The organism is Sphingopyxis sp., assembly GCF_035998905.1.
GTDB lineage: Bacteria > Pseudomonadota > Alphaproteobacteria > Sphingomonadales > Sphingomonadaceae > Sphingopyxis.
Genome location: NZ_DASYHG010000025.1, coordinates 47,477 through 65,415, shown reverse-complemented (window position 1 = coordinate 65,415; position 17,939 = coordinate 47,477). Strand labels below are relative to the sequence as shown.

General features: G+C 65.0%; 18 protein-coding genes. 12 read left to right on the top strand and 6 right to left on the bottom strand.

Annotation, left to right across the window (positions count from 1 at the left end; all coding sequences use genetic code 11):
• Window positions 1-16 precede the first annotated feature (16 nt).
• The gene (locus VGN62_RS14700; protein ID WP_327455170.1) at window positions 17-694 is read right to left on the bottom strand and encodes a hypothetical protein; all 678 of its coding nucleotides are present in this window, start codon (window positions 692-694) and stop codon (window positions 17-19) included.
• A complete protein-coding gene (locus VGN62_RS14695) occupies window positions 691-972 on the bottom strand; it encodes a BolA family protein (RefSeq protein ID WP_327455168.1) in 282 nt (93 codons plus the stop codon). The genes VGN62_RS14700 and VGN62_RS14695 overlap by 4 nt, the downstream gene beginning before the upstream one ends.
• 63 nt (window positions 973-1,035) lie before the next feature.
• On the opposite strand from VGN62_RS14695, the gene VGN62_RS14690 reads away from it, so the two are divergent.
• From VGN62_RS14690 to VGN62_RS14675, 4 genes are all read left to right on the top strand, one after another.
• Window positions 1,036-1,629, top strand: coding sequence for a J domain-containing protein (locus VGN62_RS14690; RefSeq protein WP_327455166.1), 594 nt, complete (start codon window positions 1,036-1,038; stop codon window positions 1,627-1,629).
• Window positions 1,630-1,639: 10 nt separating this feature from the next.
• Window positions 1,640-2,077, top strand: coding sequence for a nuclear transport factor 2 family protein (locus VGN62_RS14685; RefSeq protein ID WP_327455164.1), 438 nt, complete (start codon window positions 1,640-1,642; stop codon window positions 2,075-2,077).
• A 92-nt stretch (window positions 2,078-2,169) separates the two neighbouring features.
• On the top strand, window positions 2,170-3,159 hold the full coding sequence (cobS, locus tag VGN62_RS14680; protein WP_327455162.1) for a cobaltochelatase subunit CobS: 990 nt from the start codon (window positions 2,170-2,172) through the stop codon (window positions 3,157-3,159).
• 111 nt (window positions 3,160-3,270) lie between these two features.
• Window positions 3,271-4,458 carry an alpha/beta hydrolase gene (locus VGN62_RS14675; RefSeq protein WP_327455603.1) on the top strand — a complete coding sequence of 396 codons (1,188 nt, stop codon included), beginning with the start codon at window positions 3,271-3,273 and terminating at the stop codon, window positions 4,456-4,458.
• 4 nt (window positions 4,459-4,462) lie between these two features.
• Here VGN62_RS14675 and VGN62_RS14670 read toward each other — a convergent pair whose 3' ends face one another.
• Together VGN62_RS14670 and VGN62_RS14665 are read right to left on the bottom strand one after the other, a co-directional pair.
• Window positions 4,463-4,594, bottom strand: a complete 132-nt coding sequence (locus VGN62_RS14670; protein WP_327455160.1) for a hypothetical protein — start codon at window positions 4,592-4,594, stop codon at window positions 4,463-4,465.
• Entirely contained in the window at window positions 4,591-5,784 is a 1,194-nt protein-coding gene (locus VGN62_RS14665; RefSeq protein WP_327455158.1) for an MFS transporter, read from the bottom strand. Before VGN62_RS14665 ends, VGN62_RS14670 begins: the two co-directional genes overlap by 4 nt.
• Before the next feature lie 242 nt (window positions 5,785-6,026).
• On the opposite strand from VGN62_RS14665, the gene VGN62_RS14660 reads away from it, so the two are divergent.
• Both VGN62_RS14660 and cobT read left to right on the top strand, forming a co-directional pair.
• Window positions 6,027-6,374, top strand: a complete 348-nt coding sequence (locus VGN62_RS14660) for an endonuclease domain-containing protein (protein ID WP_414713287.1) — start codon at window positions 6,027-6,029, stop codon at window positions 6,372-6,374.
• Window positions 6,371-8,194, top strand: a complete 1,824-nt coding sequence (gene cobT, locus VGN62_RS14655; RefSeq protein WP_327455154.1) for a cobaltochelatase subunit CobT — start codon at window positions 6,371-6,373, stop codon at window positions 8,192-8,194. Before VGN62_RS14660 ends, cobT begins: the two co-directional genes overlap by 4 nt.
• A gap of 67 nt (window positions 8,195-8,261) precedes the next feature.
• Here cobT and VGN62_RS14650 read toward each other — a convergent pair whose 3' ends face one another.
• Window positions 8,262-8,705, bottom strand: coding sequence for a hypothetical protein (locus VGN62_RS14650; RefSeq protein WP_327455152.1), 444 nt, complete (start codon window positions 8,703-8,705; stop codon window positions 8,262-8,264).
• A gap of 123 nt (window positions 8,706-8,828) precedes the next feature.
• Between VGN62_RS14650 and VGN62_RS14645 the strand changes: the two genes are divergently transcribed.
• The 6 genes from VGN62_RS14645 (at window position 8,829) to VGN62_RS14620 (ending at window position 15,400) form a co-directional block, all read left to right on the top strand.
• A complete protein-coding gene (locus VGN62_RS14645; RefSeq protein WP_327455150.1) occupies window positions 8,829-9,395 on the top strand; it encodes a hypothetical protein in 567 nt (188 codons plus the stop codon).
• Complete coding sequence (locus VGN62_RS14640) at window positions 9,392-9,922, top strand: hypothetical protein (RefSeq protein WP_327455148.1); 531 nt, start codon at window positions 9,392-9,394, stop codon at window positions 9,920-9,922. The genes VGN62_RS14645 and VGN62_RS14640 overlap by 4 nt, the downstream gene beginning before the upstream one ends.
• A gap of 191 nt (window positions 9,923-10,113) precedes the next feature.
• Window positions 10,114-11,760: an acetolactate synthase large subunit gene (locus VGN62_RS14635; protein ID WP_327455146.1), complete on the top strand. Its 1,647-nt coding sequence runs from the start codon at window positions 10,114-10,116 to the stop codon at window positions 11,758-11,760.
• A 133-nt stretch (window positions 11,761-11,893) separates the two neighbouring features.
• On the top strand, window positions 11,894-13,327 hold the full coding sequence (locus tag VGN62_RS14630; RefSeq protein WP_327455144.1) for an aldehyde dehydrogenase family protein: 1,434 nt from the start codon (window positions 11,894-11,896) through the stop codon (window positions 13,325-13,327).
• Between the two features lie 151 nt (window positions 13,328-13,478).
• Window positions 13,479-14,351, top strand: coding sequence for a UDP-2,3-diacylglucosamine diphosphatase (locus VGN62_RS14625; protein ID WP_327455142.1), 873 nt, complete (start codon window positions 13,479-13,481; stop codon window positions 14,349-14,351).
• Window positions 14,348-15,400: a glycosyltransferase family 1 protein gene (locus tag VGN62_RS14620; protein WP_327455140.1), complete on the top strand. Its 1,053-nt coding sequence runs from the start codon at window positions 14,348-14,350 to the stop codon at window positions 15,398-15,400. The genes VGN62_RS14625 and VGN62_RS14620 overlap by 4 nt, the downstream gene beginning before the upstream one ends.
• Here the strand turns inward: VGN62_RS14620 and VGN62_RS14615 are convergent.
• A complete protein-coding gene (locus VGN62_RS14615; protein ID WP_327455138.1) occupies window positions 15,397-17,856 on the bottom strand; it encodes an ABC transporter ATP-binding protein in 2,460 nt (819 codons plus the stop codon). The genes VGN62_RS14620 and VGN62_RS14615 overlap by 4 nt on opposite strands.
• Window positions 17,857-17,939: the final 83 nt, after the last annotated feature.

The following is a 17,939-nucleotide window of genomic DNA, read 5'->3' as shown; positions in this document are numbered from 1 at the left end:
TTCTGGCGCGCATCCATCATTGGGACGGCGCAATCGATGCGGCGACGGCGCGCAATTCGCGCACCATCGCACCGAACCCGAGGCCGCCGTCCGCCCAGCTGCCGATATCTATGGTGACGACGCGGCCGTTGATCCAGGTCGTACAGCCGGCCATCCGGACCGTCCCCACCTCGTCACCCTTCAATGCGACCGCCATCGTTCGCGCCTGATAGACGCACAGATCGTCATGGCCGAGGTGGACTGCCGATATCTGCGCGTCGATCTTCCGGCCCGTCGTGCTTTCCATACGGCGTTCGACGCGCTCGGCGAAAGCCTCGGATTCCTGTTCGCCGATATAGCTCGCGCTTCCCATCTGTTTCGCCACAAACGCCAGATAGGCCGCGCGCGACGGCGCGTTCGGATTGAAATTTTTCACATATTTCAGATGGATGAAATTCTGGTCGCCGCCATCGTCGCTGCTCGCGGATTTGCAATCCTGCACATAGGCAAGATTGGCGACAATATGCCCGTGGGCGCCCGAATGCTCACCGACCGCCGCCGCGGGCGTTCGCGGCGGTGTGCAATAGCCATTGGGCATGGGCAACCGATAGGACCGCCCGTCGATATCGAACACCAACGCTGCCGGTGCGTTCGGCGGCTGTGCAACCGGCGCATCGGCGAACAGCGCCAGCGCGGCGAGCGCGAACATGGTCACGCTTCTCCCGGCGCCGTCGCCTTGATCGCGAGCGCGTGGACGCGCTGGCCCGGCAGGTCGCCGAGCGCCTTGTTCACCGCGCGCTGGCGCGCGACGCGGTTCAGGCCCGCGAAGCCCGCCCATTCGATGCTCAGGCTGAAATGCGACTCGCCGCTGCCGTCGTCGCCCATATGGCCGTGATGGCTGGCGCTATCGTTGTTCACGACAAAATTTGCGTCGGGAAAGGCTGCGCTGAGCAGGCTTTCCATCTCTTGCTGTACGGGGCCTTTGCTGCTCATGGGTTGACCATAAGCGCTTCGTCGCCAAATTATAAGACCTCCAGCATCGCTCGAAAGTCCCTTGTGCCTTCTTCCGCACGCCCTTCCCGTTTTCATGGCCGCGTCCCGCGCGAGGAACTGTGCGCCGCGCCCGGATGCCGCGAACCCGGCGAATTCCGCGCGCCGATGGCGTGGACGCGCTCGCCCGACGGCCCGCCGCAATATCGCTGGCTGTGCCTCGACCATGTGCGCGAATTCAACGCCGGCTATAATTTCTTCGAAGGCATGACCGCCGACCAGATCATGGAGGCGCAGTCGCCGACCGCCGGCTGGGAAACCGAAAGCCGCACCTTCCGCCCCGCGGGCAGCGCCGACCTGCCGCCGCGCTGGGCCGATTTTCGCGATCCGATCGACGCGCTGGGCGCGCGATTCCGCCAGCGGATGGACGAGGCGCGGCGCGAGGCCGCCAATCCCGGCATCTCGCGCGAGGAACATGCCGCGATGCAGTTGCTCGGCCTGCCCGCCGGTGCCGACCGCGCGGCACTGCGGCGGCGCTACAGCGAGCTCGTCCGCAAATATCATCCCGACCGGAATGGCGGCGATCGCAGTTTCGAGACAAGACTCGGCGAAGTCGTTGCGGCATATCAGTTGCTGAGAAAGACTAAGGCATTCGCATAGGAGAGGCGCGATGACCGACCTGAACGAAGCGCGGATCGAGGTGGTGCGCCGGCACATGGCGCTCGAGATCACGCACGACTGGGACGGCGTCCTCGCGACCTTCGACCATCCACGCTACGAACTGATGGGGCCCGGCACGATCTTCGACGGCGAAGCGGCGGTGCGGTCCTATTTCGCCAGCTCGCGCGAGCCCTTTCCTGACCAGGCGAACGAGGTCATCGCGATCGCCGCCGATGAAACGACGAACACGGTGCTTGTCGAATTCTGGCTGACGGGCACGCACACCGGCCCGCTGAAACTCGGCGTGCGCACGATCCAGCCGACCGGCAAGGCCTTCCGCATTCGTATGGCCGCCAGCTTCGAATTCGCGCCCGGCGGCGACAAGATCGTGTGCGAACGTCCCTATTACGACCAGTCGGCGGTGATGAAGGCGCTCGGACTCCTCTGAAAAGGCGTTGCAAGCCGCAACCCATGACGATACCGCGACAGCCGAAGCGCCGCCGCGCGGCGACTCTCCCCGTTTGCTTGCTGGACTTTGCCATGACCGATATTCCGAACAGCCTTCCCGATCACCACGGCTCGACGCTGCTTGCGGCGCCCGATACCGAGGTCGATGCGCGCGAGGTCTTCGGGGTCGATATCGACATGAAGGTGCCGGCGTTCAGCGAGGCGGACGAGCGCGTCCCCGATCTCGACCCCGCCTATGTCTTCGACGGCGACACGACGCTCGCGATCCTCGCGGGCTTCAAATATAACCGCCGCGTGATGGTGCAGGGCTATCACGGCACCGGCAAGTCGACGCATATCGAACAGGTTGCCGCGCGCCTGAAATGGCCGTGCATCCGCGTCAACCTCGACGCGCATATCAGCCGTATCGACCTTGTCGGCCGCGACGCGATCGTGCTGCGCGACGGCCAGCAGGTCACCGAATTCCGCGAAGGCCTGCTCCCCTGGGCGCTGCAGACCCCCACCGCACTGGTGTTCGACGAATATGACGCCGGCCGGCCCGATGTGATGTTCGTGATCCAGCGCGTGCTCGAAACAGAGGGCAAGCTGACGCTGCTCGACCAGAACCGCGTGATCCGCCCGAACCCGCATTTCCGCCTCTTCTCGACCGCGAACACCGTCGGCCTCGGCGACACGAGCGGCCTCTATCACGGCACGCAGCAGATCAACCAGGGCCAGATGGACCGCTGGAACATCGTCGTTACGCTGAACTATCTGCCCGCCGCGACCGAAAGCGCGATCATCCTCGCCAAGGTGCCGGACACCGACGAGACGACGGTCGCCAATATGGTGAAGGTCGCCGACCTGACACGTCAGGGTTTCATCAACGGCGATATTTCGACCGTGATGTCGCCGCGTACGGTGATCAGCTGGGCGCAGAATACCGCGATCTTCAACAATATCGGCTTCGCCTTCCGCCTCTCGTTCCTCAACAAGTGCGACGAAGCCGAACGGATGATCGTTGCAGAATATTACCAGCGCGTGTTCGGCGAGGACCTGCCCGAAAGCGTCGTCGGCAAATAAGCGGCCGGGGCGTTCGCGCGCGCCGGATCGATTTCTCCCTTCCAAAGCCTGCCATCCTCTGCCAGCGTCGGCGAATGTGTCAGGCTTTTCAAAGGTGAAACCGCCGTGCGAATGATGCGCCTGCTCGCGATCCTTGCCCTTGCACCCTTGTCGGGATGCAGCATCGCAGCGGTCGATTATGGCAAGGTCCGCCATGCCGACTATGTCGCCGACCCGCGCTGCACCGCGCAGCCGGGCGCCGCCGTCGATGGCGAGGCATTGCCCTATTTCTTCGCGACGAGCCGCCTGCCCGACTGCCGGACGAGCGAGATCGAGCTACTCCATCACCGCGGCGACCAGATGCGTTACGGCCGCTTCAACGCGCCGCGCGACGTCGTAATCGGCAAGAAAAAGAAGCTGCTCGCGCCGCTCGCCTTCCAGACCTCGGCCGACTGGTGGCGCGCACTGCAGGCAGAAACCGACCGCAAGCAGGGCCGCGTGCTGCTCTATGTCCACGGCTATCGCGAAAATTTCTCGACGACGTCGAAGGACGCCGCGCAGATCGCGCGCATGACGGGATTCGACGGTCCGATCATCGAATATAGCTGGCCGTCGCAAGGCAAGGTCCTGAGCTATGTCGTCGACGAGACGAACATGTATCACGACGTCCGCAATTTCCGCGACTTCCTGAAATCGCTCGCCGAACAGAGCTGGGTGAAGGAGGTTGTGGTCGTGTCGCACTCGCTCGGCGCGCGGCTCGTGATCCCCGCGATCGCCTATGTCGATCGCACGTCGAGCAGCGCCGACAGCAGCAATATCTCGAACGTGATCCTCGCCTCGCCCGACATCGACCGCGAGACCTTCGAGCGCGACATCGAGGAGGAAGTGCTGTCCGCACGGCGCGTCGCCAACAATCGCCGGATCACCGTCTATGTCTCGCGCGCCGACAAGGCGCTCGCCGCATCGCGCGCGATCCACGGCTACCCGCGGCTCGGCTCGCCCTATTGCTTCAACCCGTTCGAGGCGGCCGACCTGAAAGCCCAGGGACTGCCCGAGCGTTGCTACCCGGCCTCGCGCGCCGGGTTGACGGTGATCGACACGACCGATGTGTCGCGCGGATCGACGGGGCACAGCAATTTCCTGCGCAGCGGCGTGGTGTGCTGGGACTTCATCGATGTCGTCGCCAACAAGCGCACGCGCCCCGAACGGGTCGCGACCCAGCTTGCGCATGTGTTCCGCCTGCTTCCCGATCCTGTGATACCCAAGAACGGCGACGATGCGATCTGTCAGCGGACGCCCGAAGTCGAAGAGCCGCAGTGAGGCCCTAAAAGCCGCACATGATCGCGAAGTTGGTGAGCCAGACGACCGGCCCCTCGCCGGTCCACAGCCACAAGCCCCCCGCCGCGATCAGGACAAAGAGCGCAAGCGCGATCCAGTCCTGCCGCGCGATCTTCACGCCGGCTGCAGCCGTTTGACCGGCGCGTCGGCGATCGGCAGGTGGACCAGCCCCGCGAACAGCCCGAGCGCGATCGAGAAGCCCCACGCGATATTATAGCTGCCGGTGGCGTCGAAGATGAGTCCCGCGGTATAAGCGCCGAAAAAGCTGCCGAGCTGGTGGCTCAAAAACACGATGCCATAGAGCATCGAGAGATAGCGGATGCCGAAGATGCGCCCGACGATCCCGCTGGTCAGCGGCACGGTGCCGAGCCAGAGAAAGCCCATCGCCGCCGCGAAAACGAGCGCGCTCGCGTGGCTCAGCGGCAAGAAAAGGAACAGCGCGATCACCGCCGAGCGCGCGGTATAGAGTGCGGAGAGCACATATTTCTGGCGCATCAAATCGCCCGCGCGGCCGAATACGTAAGAGCCGAGAATGTTGAACAGCCCGACGAGCGCGAGCACCTGCGCCCCGATCTCGATCCCCAGCCCCTTATCGTCGAGATAGGCAGGCAAGTGGGTGGCGATGAAGGCGATGTGGAAACCGCAGACGAAGAAGCCCGCGTTGAGCAGCCAGTAACCGCGATGGACCGCCGCCTCGCGCAGCGCCTCACGCGCGGTCTGTTCTTCGGCGACGAGCGCCCCGGGCGTGTCGGTGCGGCCCGAAACGCCGATCGCGAGCAGGCCGCACAGCGCGACGAGACCCGCCATGATCCACAAGGTCTGATGATAACCGATATCGCCGAGCAGCATCGAGGCGAGCGGCACGACAAGGAACTGGCCAAGCGAGCCGCCCGCAGTCACGATACCGAACGCGCTGCTGCGTTTTTCGGGGCTGACGACGCGGCCAACCGCGCCGAGCACGACGACAAAGGTTGTCGCCGACTGCGCCATGCCGATCAGCAGCCCGAAGCTGATGTGCAGCCCGATCGCATCGGTCGCAAACGCCGCCCCGACCAGCCCGAGCGCATAGAGCAGCGCGCCGCCAAGCACGACGCGCCCGGCGCCATGTTTGTCGGCGAGCGCGCCGACGAAGGGCTGGACGAGGCCGAAGAGCAGGTTCTGGAGCGCCATCGCGAGCCCGAAGTCCGAGCGGCTGATCCCGATATCGACACTCATCTGCGGCAGGAAGAGGCCGAACGACTGGCGCACGCCCATCGCCAGCGTGACGATGAAGGCGGCGCAGAGGATGACGACCCAAGGCGTTTTCATGGGGGAGAGTCTGGGGGAGGACATGAGCGGCGGATGCGCCTCCCTTCCGCTTGCGTCAAGCGAGCTTAGCTATGGCCGTCCGAGCCAAAACTCGGTAGCAAAGCAAAACCCTCCCCCTTGATGGGGGAGGCAGCGAGACTTGCGAACTTGTTCGCTAGTCGCAGCGGTAGGGGTGTGGTTGCGTCATGAAACGAACGCCGCCGAATGGCGCCACCCGGCGGGCAAGGCGATTGCGGAACGAAATGACCGAGGCCGAACGCAAAATCTGGACACTGTTGCGCACGGCCTTTCCCGATTGGCGCTTCCGCCGTCAGGTTCCGATCCGCCAGTATATCGCGGACTTTGCATGCCACCGTGCACGGATCGTAATCGAAATCGATGGCGGCCAACACAATGAAAAAACCGACGCGACGCGTACGGCGACAATCGAAAATGACGGCTATCGCGTGGTGCGTTTCTGGAACAATGATGTGCTCGCCAATATTGACGGTGTCGCCACCCTTCTGACAAAGGCTTTGAACGAGACATCACCCCCACCCAACCCTCCCCCATCAAGGGGGAGGGCTTTAGAAGACCGCCCCGCACGATGACCGCCCAATCTCCCCTCGACGATTTCAAGGCCGCGCTGTCGAGCGTCGCGCGCGCGGTGACCCGCGATGCCGAGGTCGAGGTCGGCTTCACCGCCGACGCGCCCGCGCAGATCGGCAAGGCGATCAAGGTGCCGACCCCGTCGCGCACGCTGCCCGCCGACCAGGTCGCCGAGGCGCGCGGCTTTGCCGACAGTTATGCGCTGCGCATGAAGCACCACAGCGAGAAATTGCACGCCGCGGCGCGCCCGAGCGAGCCGCTCGCCGCGGCCGCGTTCGACGCGATGGAGCGCGCGCGGATCGAGGCGCTGGGTGCGCGCCACATGAACGGCATGCGCAGCAACCTGTCGGCGAGCCTCGCGATGCGGATGCGCAGCGACCCGATCAGCCGCGCGCAAGGGCGCGAGGATGTGCCGATTTCGAGCGCACTCGAACTGATGCTGCGCGAGGCACTGACCGGCGAGCAGGCGCCGCAAGGGACCGAGACCGGCCTCTCGCTGGTGCGCGAATGGATCACGGGCGAGGCGGGCGGCGACCTCACCGCCTTGTCGATGCTGCTCGACGATCAGGCCGCCTTTGCCGAGACCGCGAAACTCGCGCTCCGCCACCTCGACCTCATCCAGAGCGACGAACCGCTCGAGGAAGGCGCCGAAGACGGCGGCGAGCAGGACGAAACCGAGGCCGAGGACTCGCCGGAAGAACAGGAAAGCGAAGACGGCGGCGCGGGTGAGAGCCAGGTCGACGCGCGCGCCGAAATGGCGGGCGATCAGGCCGATGACGGCGACAGCGACCCCGACGCGCAGGAAATGGAAGCCGACGGCGAACCCGAAATGGGCGGCGAAGGCGACGAGGGCATGCTGCCCGTGCGCCCCAACCGCCTGCCGAGCGACATTCCCGATTTCAACTATCTGCGCTTCACCGAAAAGCATGACGAGATCATCCTCGCGACCGAGCTGTGCGACGCCGACGAGCTGACGCGGCTGCGCGCCTATCTCGACCAGCAGATGACGCATTTGCAGGGCGCGGTGACCAAGCTCGCGAACCGTCTCCAGCGCCGCCTGATGGCGCAGCAGAACCGCGCGTGGGATTTCGATCAGGAAGAAGGCCAGCTCGACGCGGCGCGGCTCGCGCGCGTCATCGTCTCGCCCGGGCAATCGCTCAGCTACAAGATCGAGCGCGATACCGATTTCCGCGACACCGTCGTCACGCTGCTCATCGACAATTCGGGCTCGATGCGGGGGCGGCCGATCAGCATCGCGGCGATCAGCGCCGACATCCTCGCGCGCACGCTCGAACGCTGCGGCGTGAAGACCGAAATCCTCGGCTTCACGACGCGGACGTGGAAGGGCGGGCAGAGCCGCGAAGACTGGCTCGCCGCCGGGCGCCCTGCCCACCCCGGCCGCCTCAACGACCTGCGCCACATCATCTACAAACCCGCCGACGAACCCTATCGCCGCGCGCGCAAGTCGCTCGGACTGATGATGCGCGAAGGCTTGCTCAAGGAAAATATCGACGGCGAGGCGCTGATGTGGGCGCACCAGCGCATCATCGGCCGCCCCGAAGAGCGCAAGATCCTGATGGTGATTTCGGACGGCGCGCCGGTCGACGACAGCACATTGTCGGTGAACCATGGCGCCTATCTCGACCAGCATCTGCGGCAGGTGATCGAGTGGATCGAGAACCGCTCGCCGGTCGAACTGTGCGCGATCGGCATCGGCCATGACGTGACGCGCTATTACAGCCGCGCGGTGACGATCATGGACGCCGAGCAATTGGGCGGCACGATGGTCGAACAGCTCGCGGGCCTGTTCGACATCGATTGACCGGATAGCAAAAGGGGAACGGCCATGCCGTTCCCCTTCGCGTTTCTTCCGGCCATCCGGCCAGCGCTTATTTCTTCTTGCCGGTCCACGCTTCGGGATCGAAACCTTCGAGCGTGTCGCCCTTCGCCCCGGCGGCAATTTCCTCGGCGGTCAGGAACTTGATCGCGACGCCGCCGGCCTTGGTGCTGCCCCAGCTCATCGCCGTGATCCGGCTGTCGCCATATTTGGCGCCGATCACGGCATCGGCACCCAGCTTTTCGCCGCGTTCCCAGATCTCGTTATAGATTTTCTGCTGCGACGCTTCCTTGCTGAAAATCGTCGCCTTGCGCACCCCAGCGGTCACCACGCCGATGATCTTGTACGGCTTGTCGGTGATGTCATGGGGAAAGACGGGCACGCCCATTTCCTCATTGACCATCACATAGGTGGCGTCCTTCTTCTTCGCCGCGGCAGGCGTCGACACCGCCATTGCGGCGATAGCGATACCGCCAATCATCCCGATGAATTTCATTGTTTGCTCCCCCTTGTTGATCCGTGACAATTCCCTCTCCTTTCCAAGCGGGTCAACAAGATTCTGGCTTGGCAACTTCGCCTATTCATGGCCTATCTGGCGCGGGGTTGCGGGGGGCAGGAAATGACGTTGATATTGGGCGCGGCGATGGCCGTTTTACTTTCGGGAGCGGGGCAATCGGGGGCGATTGTCGAAGCGACTGCGGCGCCGAATTCCGTCCCGGCGGTGACCGCCGAACCGGCGGTTTCTCCGCTCGTCCTCAAGCGTGACACGCCCATTCATTTCATGGTGATCTCGGAAGTCACCACGAAGACCCACACGCCCGGACACCGTTTCAGGTTGCGCGTCGACAAGCCGGTTTTCGTCGATGGCGTCCTCGCACTTCCGGTCGGGACGATCGCGTGGGGCGAAGTGCTCGCTGCGAAGAAGAGCGGCAATGCCGGCAAGTCGGGATCGCTGGAGGCGCGGCTTCTTTATGTCGACGTCAACGGATATCGCGTGCCAATCAGCGGCAACAACACCGCCAAGGGCGCGGGCGGCGGTGCCGAAACGGCGCTCGGCGTCCTCGCGCTGGGGCCGCTCGGCCTGCTCGCCAAGGGCAATAATGCAAAGATCAAGGCAGGCGAGCTGATGACCGGCTTCGTCGAACAGGACACCGAGATTCCGCGCCCGCAAGCGGCGGCGCCATGATGAGAGGCCGCGCGCTTCTTGCCGCAGCCGGGCTGGTGCTCGCCTGTCCGGCTGCCGGCGGAGAGCCCGCTGCCGCACGCGGCGCTGCGGCACCGGCGGCGCAGCTGTTGCTGCCGGCGGGGACGCGGATCGACCTGGTCACGCGCGATGCCGTGTCGACGAAGAAAAACGAAAAGGGCGACCTGCTTTATCTGAAGGTCGCGACGCCCGTGACCGTGGACGGCGTGGTCGCGATCCCCGCCGGCACCATCGTCGTCGCGCAGCTGACGCGCGCCGAAAAGCGCGGCGCCTTCGGACGGTCGGGCAAGCTCGACGTCCAGTTGCTCTATGCCGAGCTTCCCGGCGGCCCCTTGCGCGTCAGCGGCACATTGGAAGCGCGCGGCAAGAAGGATGCGGGCGATGGCGCCGCGACCGCCGCGGCCTTCCTCGTCCTGCCCTTTCTTTCTACGGGCCGCAGCGCCGAAATCCCCGCGGGGTCGGAGGTTTCCGCCCGGCTCGACCGCGATCTGCGGGTCGACCCGCGATAATCGCGGCCCGGAATCGCCTCTTCTGCACGCAGGGTGACAAGCCCTTTGCCCCTCGTTACAACCCCTTCCCGATGCAGCAGGGACTCGCGGCCTGACGACGAGAGCCACTGGATCGACATATGTGCTGAGGGGTCGCCGGCATGACTTGGGGCCGCACCGGAGTGGTGCGTGGCTGAGGGGGCGACTGACACATGAAAAAAGCATCCGACCTGTTCATCGAATGTCTCGAAGAAGAAGGCGTCGAATATATCTTCGGCGTTCCGGGCGAGGAGAATCTCGATTTCCTCGACAGCCTGTCGCGATCGAAGAAGATCAAGCTGATCCTGACCCGCCACGAACAGGGCGCGGGCTTCATGGCCGCGACCTATGGCCGCCACACCGGCAAGACCGGCGTCTGCCTCGCGACGCTCGGCCCCGGCGCCACCAACTTCGTGACGGCGGCGGCCTATGCGCAATTGGGCGGGATGCCGATGATGATGATCACGGGCCAAAAGCCGATCAAGAAGTCGAAACAGGGACGTTTCCAGATCCTCGACGTCGTCGCGATGATGGGGCCGATCACCAAATATACGCACCAGATGGCGTCGTCGGACAATATCCCGAGCCGCGTGCGCGAAGCCTTCCGCCTCGCCGAGGAGGAAAAGCCCGGCGCGGTGCATATCGAACTGCCCGAGGATATCGCCGACGAGCATACCGACAGCCTGCCGCTCAAGCGCAGCCATTCGCGCCGCCCGACCGCCGACGTCAAATCGATCCGCGAAGCGGTGAAGGCGCTCGAGGAAGCGACCTCGCCCGTCCTCGTCATCGGCGCGGGCGCGAACCGCACGATGACCAGCCGGATGCTGCTCCAGTTCATCGAGAAGACCGGCATCCCCTTCCTCACCACCCAACTCGGCAAGGGCGTGATCGACGAGCGCCATCCGAAGTTCCTCGGCTGCGCGGCGCTGTCGGCGGGCGATTTCGTCCACCGCGCGGTCGAGGCGTCGGACTGCATCGTCAACCTCGGCCACGACGTGATCGAGAAGCCGCCCTTCTTCATGCAGCGCGGGGGCCCGACCGTGATCCATGTGTCGACCAAGACCGCCGAGGTCGACCCCGTCTATTTCCCCGACATCGAAGTGATCGGCGATATCGCCAACGCCGTATGGCAGATGAAGGAAGACATCGTCCCCAACGGCGGATGGAAATTCGATCACCTGCTCGCCTATCGCAAAGCCGAGGTCGAGCATACGGCGCCGCTCGCGAAGGACGAGCGCTTTCCGATCTTCCCGCCGCACCTGGTGCAGTCGATCCGCGACGCGATGCCCGACGACGGGATCATCTGCCTCGACAATGGCGTCTACAAGATCTGGTTCGCGCGCGGTTATACCGCGTGCAAGCCGAACACGGTGCTGCTCGACAATGCGCTCGCGACGATGGGCGCGGGACTGCCGTCGGCGATGATGTCGGCGATGGTCTATCCGGGTCGCAAGGTCATGGCGATCTGCGGCGACGGCGGCTTCATGATGAACAGCCAGGAGATGGAGACCGCGGTGCGCCTCGGTCTCAACATCACCGTCCTGATCCTCAACGACAACAGCTATGGCATGATCCGCTGGAAACAGGCGAACATGGGCTTCAAGGATTGGGGGCTGACCTATGGCAACCCCGATTTCGTCAAATATGCCGAAGCCTATGGCGCCAAGGGACACCGCGTCGAAAGTGCGGCGCACCTCAAGGAATTGCTCGCGCATTGCCTCGACACGCCGGGGGTCCACCTGATCGACTGCCCGGTCGATTATTCGGAGAATGACCAGATCCTGAATATCGACATCAAGAAATTGTCGAAGGAATTGTGATCCCCTCCCCTCCCGCTTGCGGGAGGGGCAGCGAGACTTGCGAGCTTGCTCGCTAGCCGCAGCGGGGTGGGCAATCTCACCGCCGCTGGCCCACCCCCGACCCCTCCCGCAAGCGGGAGGGGGGAGAAGCTGAATGAAACTCAAGGACGTCTACCCGCTCTACCTCAACAACAAGGCGGTGCAGCCGAACACCGATCTTGAGGTGGTCGACAAATTCACCGGCGAGGTCGCATTCCGCACAGCGCTCGCGACCCCCGACATCATCGACGAGGCGATCGCGGGCGCCGTCCGCGCCGCCGAACCGATGGCGCGGCTCGCGAGCTTCGAGAAGCGCGACGTCCTCAACCATTGCGTGACGCGCTTCCAGGAGCGCGCCGACGAGCTGGCCTATGCCCTGTGCGTCGAGGCGGGCAAGCCGATCGCCGACAGCGAGGGCGAGGTCAGCCGCCTGATCGACACCTTCCGCATCGCCGCCGAAGAGGCGGTGCGCAATTATGGCGAGGTCCAGCCGCTCGACATTTCGGCACGCGCCAAGGGCTATATGGGGATGTGGAAGCGCGTGCCGATCGGGCCGTGCAGCTTCATCTCGCCGTTCAATTTTCCGCTCAACCTCGCCGCGCACAAGATCGCCCCGGCGATCGCGATCGGTTGCCCGTTCGTGATGAAGCCCGCGTCGCTGACACCCCTCGGCGCGATCATCATGGGCGAAGTGCTCGCCGAATGCGACATCCTGCCCGAGGGCGCGTTCAGCATATTGCCCGCGACGCGCGCGGGCGCCGACCTGTTCACCACCGACGAGCGGCTCAAGCTCCTCTCCTTCACCGGCTCGCCGGGCGTCGGCTGGGACCTGAAGGCGAAGGCAGGCAAGAAGAAGGTCGTGCTCGAACTCGGCGGCAACGCCGCGGTCGTCGTCGACAAGGATGCCGACCTCGACCATGCGCTCGCGCGGATCATCTTCGGCGGCTATTACCAGTCGGGGCAGAGCTGTATCCATGTCCAGCGCGTGATCATTCACGAGGATATCTACGACCGCTTCCGCGACATGCTGACCGCGAAGGTCAAGACGCTGAAATCGGGCGATCCGAAGCTGCGCGATACGTTCATCGGCCCGATGATCTCGGTCAAGGAAGCGCAGCGGCTGAAAGGCTGGATCGACGATGCGGTCGCCGCGGGCGCGACGCTGCTCGCGGGCGGCGGCTGCGAAGGAAACATGCTCGAAGCCGCGTTGCTGGAGAATGTCCCCGGCGACACCGACGTCGTGCGCGAGGAAGCTTTCGGCCCCGTCGTCATCCTGTCGAAATTCGCGAACTGGGACGAGGCGCTCGCCGAAGTCAACGACAGCAAATTCGGACTGCAGGCCGGGCTGTTCACCAGCGACATCCAAAAGGTGCTCGACGCGTGGGACCATCTCGACGTCGGCGGCATCGTCGTCAACGACGTGTCCTCCTATCGCGTCGACAATATGCCCTATGGCGGGGTCAAGGATTCGGGCCTCGGCCGCGAGGGTGTGCGCTTCGCAATCGAAGATATGAGCGAAATCAGGAATTTGGTGATCCGGCGAACCTGATTGGATCATGGTTAACCGGATATGTGTCAAATAGGCAACGTCACCAAAGCGTCTTCGAACTTTCTTCATATTGTCGCGATTTTGAATCGCACGCTGTAACATTTCGCGTGTCTACGCCGGGGACAGCTAAAGGCTGTTTCCGGAGTGTGACATGGCATCGATTTCGACCCTGCCGATCCCCGCCCGCTTTCCCGACCCCTTCACGACCGATCCGCATGTTCCCGAACGGCTGATCGGCGAGCGGCGGAGCTATCGCAGCGTGTGGGTCAGCGACATCCACCTCGGCACGCGCGGCTGCAACGCCGCGATGCTGATCGACTTTTTCGACCATGTCGATTGCGAAACGCTGTACCTTGTCGGCGACATCATCGACGGCTGGCGGCTCAAGAAGCGCCATTTCTGGCCCCCCGAGCACAATGACGTCGTCTGGCGCGTGCTGAAGCGCGCGAAGCGCGGCACGCGCGTCGTCTACGTCCCCGGCAACCATGACGAGATGGTGAAGCCGTTCGACGGCTTCGATTTCGGCGGGGTCGAGATCCGGCGCGAGGCGATCCACGAGACCGCCGACGGCCGCAAACTGCTCGTCGTCCATGGCGACGAGTTCGACGCGGTGATGCTCGCGCACCGCTGGCTCGCCTTCGTCGGCGACGCCGCCTACACCGCGCTGATGAAGTGCAACGTCGTGGTCAACGCGGTGCGCAGCAAGTTCGGCCTGCCCTATTGGTCGCTGTCGATGGTCGCCAAGCACAAGGTCAAGAACGCTGTCCAGTTCATCGGCCGCTACGAAGAAGTCGTCGCGCACGCCGCGCGCTCGCGCGGGGTCGACGGCGTCGTGTGCGGCCATATCCACAGCGCCGAGATGCGCGAGATCGAGGGCACCGAATATTATAACGACGGCGACTGGGTCGAAGGCTGCACCGCGCTGGTCGAACATCACGATGGCACGATGGAAATATTGCACTGGGCCGAAGAGGTCGCGGCGCGCAGCGCCCCGGCGAAACTCGCGCTGCCGGCAGCCGCATGAGGATCCTCATCGTCACCGACGCATGGGAACCGCAGGTCAACGGCGTCGTCCGCACGTTGCAGGCGACGATCGGCGAATTGCGCGCCGGCGGGCATGACGTCGGGGTCGTCTCGCCCGACCTGTTCCGCTCGATCCCCTGCCCCTCCTATCCCGAAATCCGCCTCGCCTTTGCCGGATGGCGCAAGGTCGGGCGGCATATTCGCGCCTTTGCCCCGCAGGCGATCCATATCTCGACCGAGGGTCCGCTCGGACTCGCGGCGCGGCGCTGGTGTCTGAAGAACGGTTTTCCCTTCACCACCGCCTATCACACGCGCTTTCCCGAATATGTCGCGGCGCGTTTCCCGATCGCGCCCGATGTCGTCTGGCGCTTCATCCGCTGGTTCCACCGCCCGGCGCGGCACATCATGGTCGCGACGCGCAGCCTCGCACGCGAGCTCGCCGAACAGGGCCTTGGCCAGACGATGATGTGGGAACGCGGGGTCGACCACGCGTTGTTCCGCCCCGACCGCGCGCCCCACCCGGCCTATGATGCCCTGCCGCGGCCAATCCAGCTCTATGTCGGCCGCGTCGCGGTCGAGAAGAATATCGGCGCGTTCCTCGGATGCGACCGGCCCGGTACCAAAGTCGTCATCGGCGACGGCCCGGCGCTCGCCGAGCTGAAGGCGCAGCATCCCCAGGCGCTGTTCCTCGGCAAACTTGGCGGCGAAACGCTCGCCGCGGCCTATGCGGGCGCCGATGTCTTCGTCTTCCCGAGCCGCACCGACACCTTCGGCCTCGTCGTGATCGAGGCGCTGAGTTGCGGAACCCCGGTTGCGGCTTTCCCGGTGCCGGGTCCCGGCGACATCGTGACCGACGGCGCCGGGGCGCTCGACGACGACCTCGGACGCGCGATCGACGCAGCGCTGGCGTGCGACCGCGCCGACGCCGCGGCGCTCGGCGCGCGTTATAGCTGGTCGAGCTGCACCGCGCAGTTCGCGAAGGCGCTGACCTTTGTCCCGTCGGAGCCCGCGCCCGACGCGCCCCGCGGCGCGGCGGGCCTCGCGGCCTAGAAGGTCTTGCGCCACTCCAGCTCGATATAGCGGCCCAAGGGGTCGATATAGCCGGGCTGGTAGTTGAGCGGCACGACGCCGTTCGCATTGGTGATCTTGCGCTGCGCGTCGAAGACATTGTCGATCGACAGGCGCACGCGCGAGCCTTTCAGGAAGGGCAGCTTTTCGGTCAGCTTCGGCTTCTGGTTCAGGTCGACGAAGAAGCGAAGGTTGAAGGTCGCTAGGTCGCCGAACTTCAGGTCGCCCGCCGTGCTGCCGGTTACCGTGCTGCCGCTGTCATATTTGGCGCTGAGCCGGACGCCCATGCCCTTGTTGAACAGCCCGCCGTCGAGCTCGAACAAATGCCGGTTGCTGCCGCCGTTGCTGCCCGTCGCCGACCCGTTGAGCAGGTCGAGTTCGGGGACGCCCGGACGGATCAGCACCGTGTCGGTCAGCTTGATCGTATGATAGAGCGAGACCTGCCAGCGCCCGCCCTGCGGCCCGCCGAACATGCCGCCGGGACCGCCCGGACCACGGCCGCCGCCGCCCATGCGCGGACCACCGCCACTACCGCGCGGACGATCGGCGCCGCCACCCTGACGGCCGCCCGGGCGCGCGCCTTCGCCGCCGGGCGCGCCGCCGGGGCCGCCCGCGCCAGGACCGCGCTGTTGCTGCTGGCCGAAGCTCTTGCCGAAGTTGAGGCCCCAGCGAATCTGCGAATTTTCGGCGCGGTCGAAATTGACCGGCCGCTGGTCGATCGCGAGCAGCACGCCGTTCGGATCGCGGAACACGCGGTCGGGGAAGGCCGCCTCGATCTCGGGCGTCAGCAACGGAAAGCTGTTCGCCGTGTCATAGCTTTTGTTGCGATTGTAATTGATCGAGACATTCAGCCCCTCGACCATCGGCGGCGACCAGTTGAGCCCGAGTTTGAGGTCGCGGCGCTGTTCGGCGAGCAGGAAGGGATTGCCGCCCGTCGTCGTCGTGATCTGGACCGTCTGGCCGGTCCGGATGTCGTAATAGGTGACACCATCGGTCACCAGCGGCGCGGCGCCGAGCTGCTGGATGCCCGGCGCAGCCTCGTCCTGGTTGAAACTCGCGATCAGCGACAGATTGTCCGTCACCCCCCAGTTGAGGTTGGCGCCCCAGCTCTTGAGTGCCGAAAAATCGCTGGGATTCTGCACCTGCCCGCTCAGCGTCAGCGACACGCGGCCGATGTTGCCGACCTGATATTCGGGGTCGAGCAGCGGCACGGTCAGCGAGCCGAAAACCCCCGGCAGGTCGCGCGCGAGGTCGCTGGTGGCGATGCCATTGCTGTTTTCGGACCGGCTGTCGAAACGCAGCCCCGAATAGCTGCCCGTCATCGACAGGCGGATCGGGCCCGCCCAACCCTCGGTCACCGTGCCCGACAGATTGGCGTTGCCGCCGAAGGTCTGCTGGCTGCTGTCGAACCGGTCGCGCGCGCCGCTGATACGGTCGGTAAAGGTCAGTTGATCGGCGTCGGCATAATTGCCCGACACCGACCAGCGCCAGTCGCCGAGCATGCCGTTGACGCTCGCGGTGGTGGTGAGGTTGCGGCTGCGGCTGTCGCGTGTCAGCGGATCGGAAACCCCGCCGACGCCGGGGCCGAGCAGCGAGAGGCTGTCGGTCTGGTCGAAGCGCACGTTGATCGACGCGTCGGTCACCTTGTTCAGGCTGCGCTGGATCGTCGCGTCGATCAGATATTGGTCGGACGCCGACAGCAGGCTGCGCGCGGGCGCCTCGGCCGCCTGCGCGGGATCGTCGTAGACGAGGTTCCGCTCGCTTTCGAGCAGCATCGTCTTATGTTCCCAGCCCGCGTTCACGTTCAGCCGGCCGTTTTCGCCGATCATCAGGAAGCTCGGCTCGATCTCGCTCTGGAAGCGGCCGCCCTGCGTCGGGATACCGCCCTCGCCCTCGACCGCGATCTGCCGGAAATTGGGCTTGAGCACCATGTTGACGACGCGTTCGTCGGCCGAATAGCCATATTGCAGTGCGACCTCTTCGGGGAAAACCTCGACCTTCGCGATCGCCTCTGGCGGCAGGTTGCGCACTTCGCCGAAGCCGCCGATGCGGCGGCCGTTGACGAGGATGATCGGCCGGCCGCCACCGCGTCCGCGGCCCGAGCGCGTCTGCGGCGCGAGCGCGTCGAGCAGTTCGGACACGTTCGACACGCCATAGCTTGCGATCGCCGCTTCATCGAGTTCGGCCTCGGCCTTGATGTCGGTGTCGAGCTGCCCCGCAAGACGCGGCGCAGTAACGATGATTTCGTCCTCGTTATAATCGTCATAGGCGTCCTCGACCGTTTCGGGCGCGGCAGGGACGGATTCGGCTGGCTGTTCGGCCACGGCGCCGGCGACAGGCTGGCCGATCGGCGCCTGCGCCATCGCGGGCAGCGCGAACGACGCCCCGGCGGCAAGCAGCGCGGCACGTGCGGAAAGGGGCAGGCGGGCATTATTCATCGGGGGAGAGCCTCTGTTTCTTTTCTGTCTTGGTTTTTTCTTTGCATGACGGGGCTTAACGCCTCCTGACGCAAGGCTTTGTC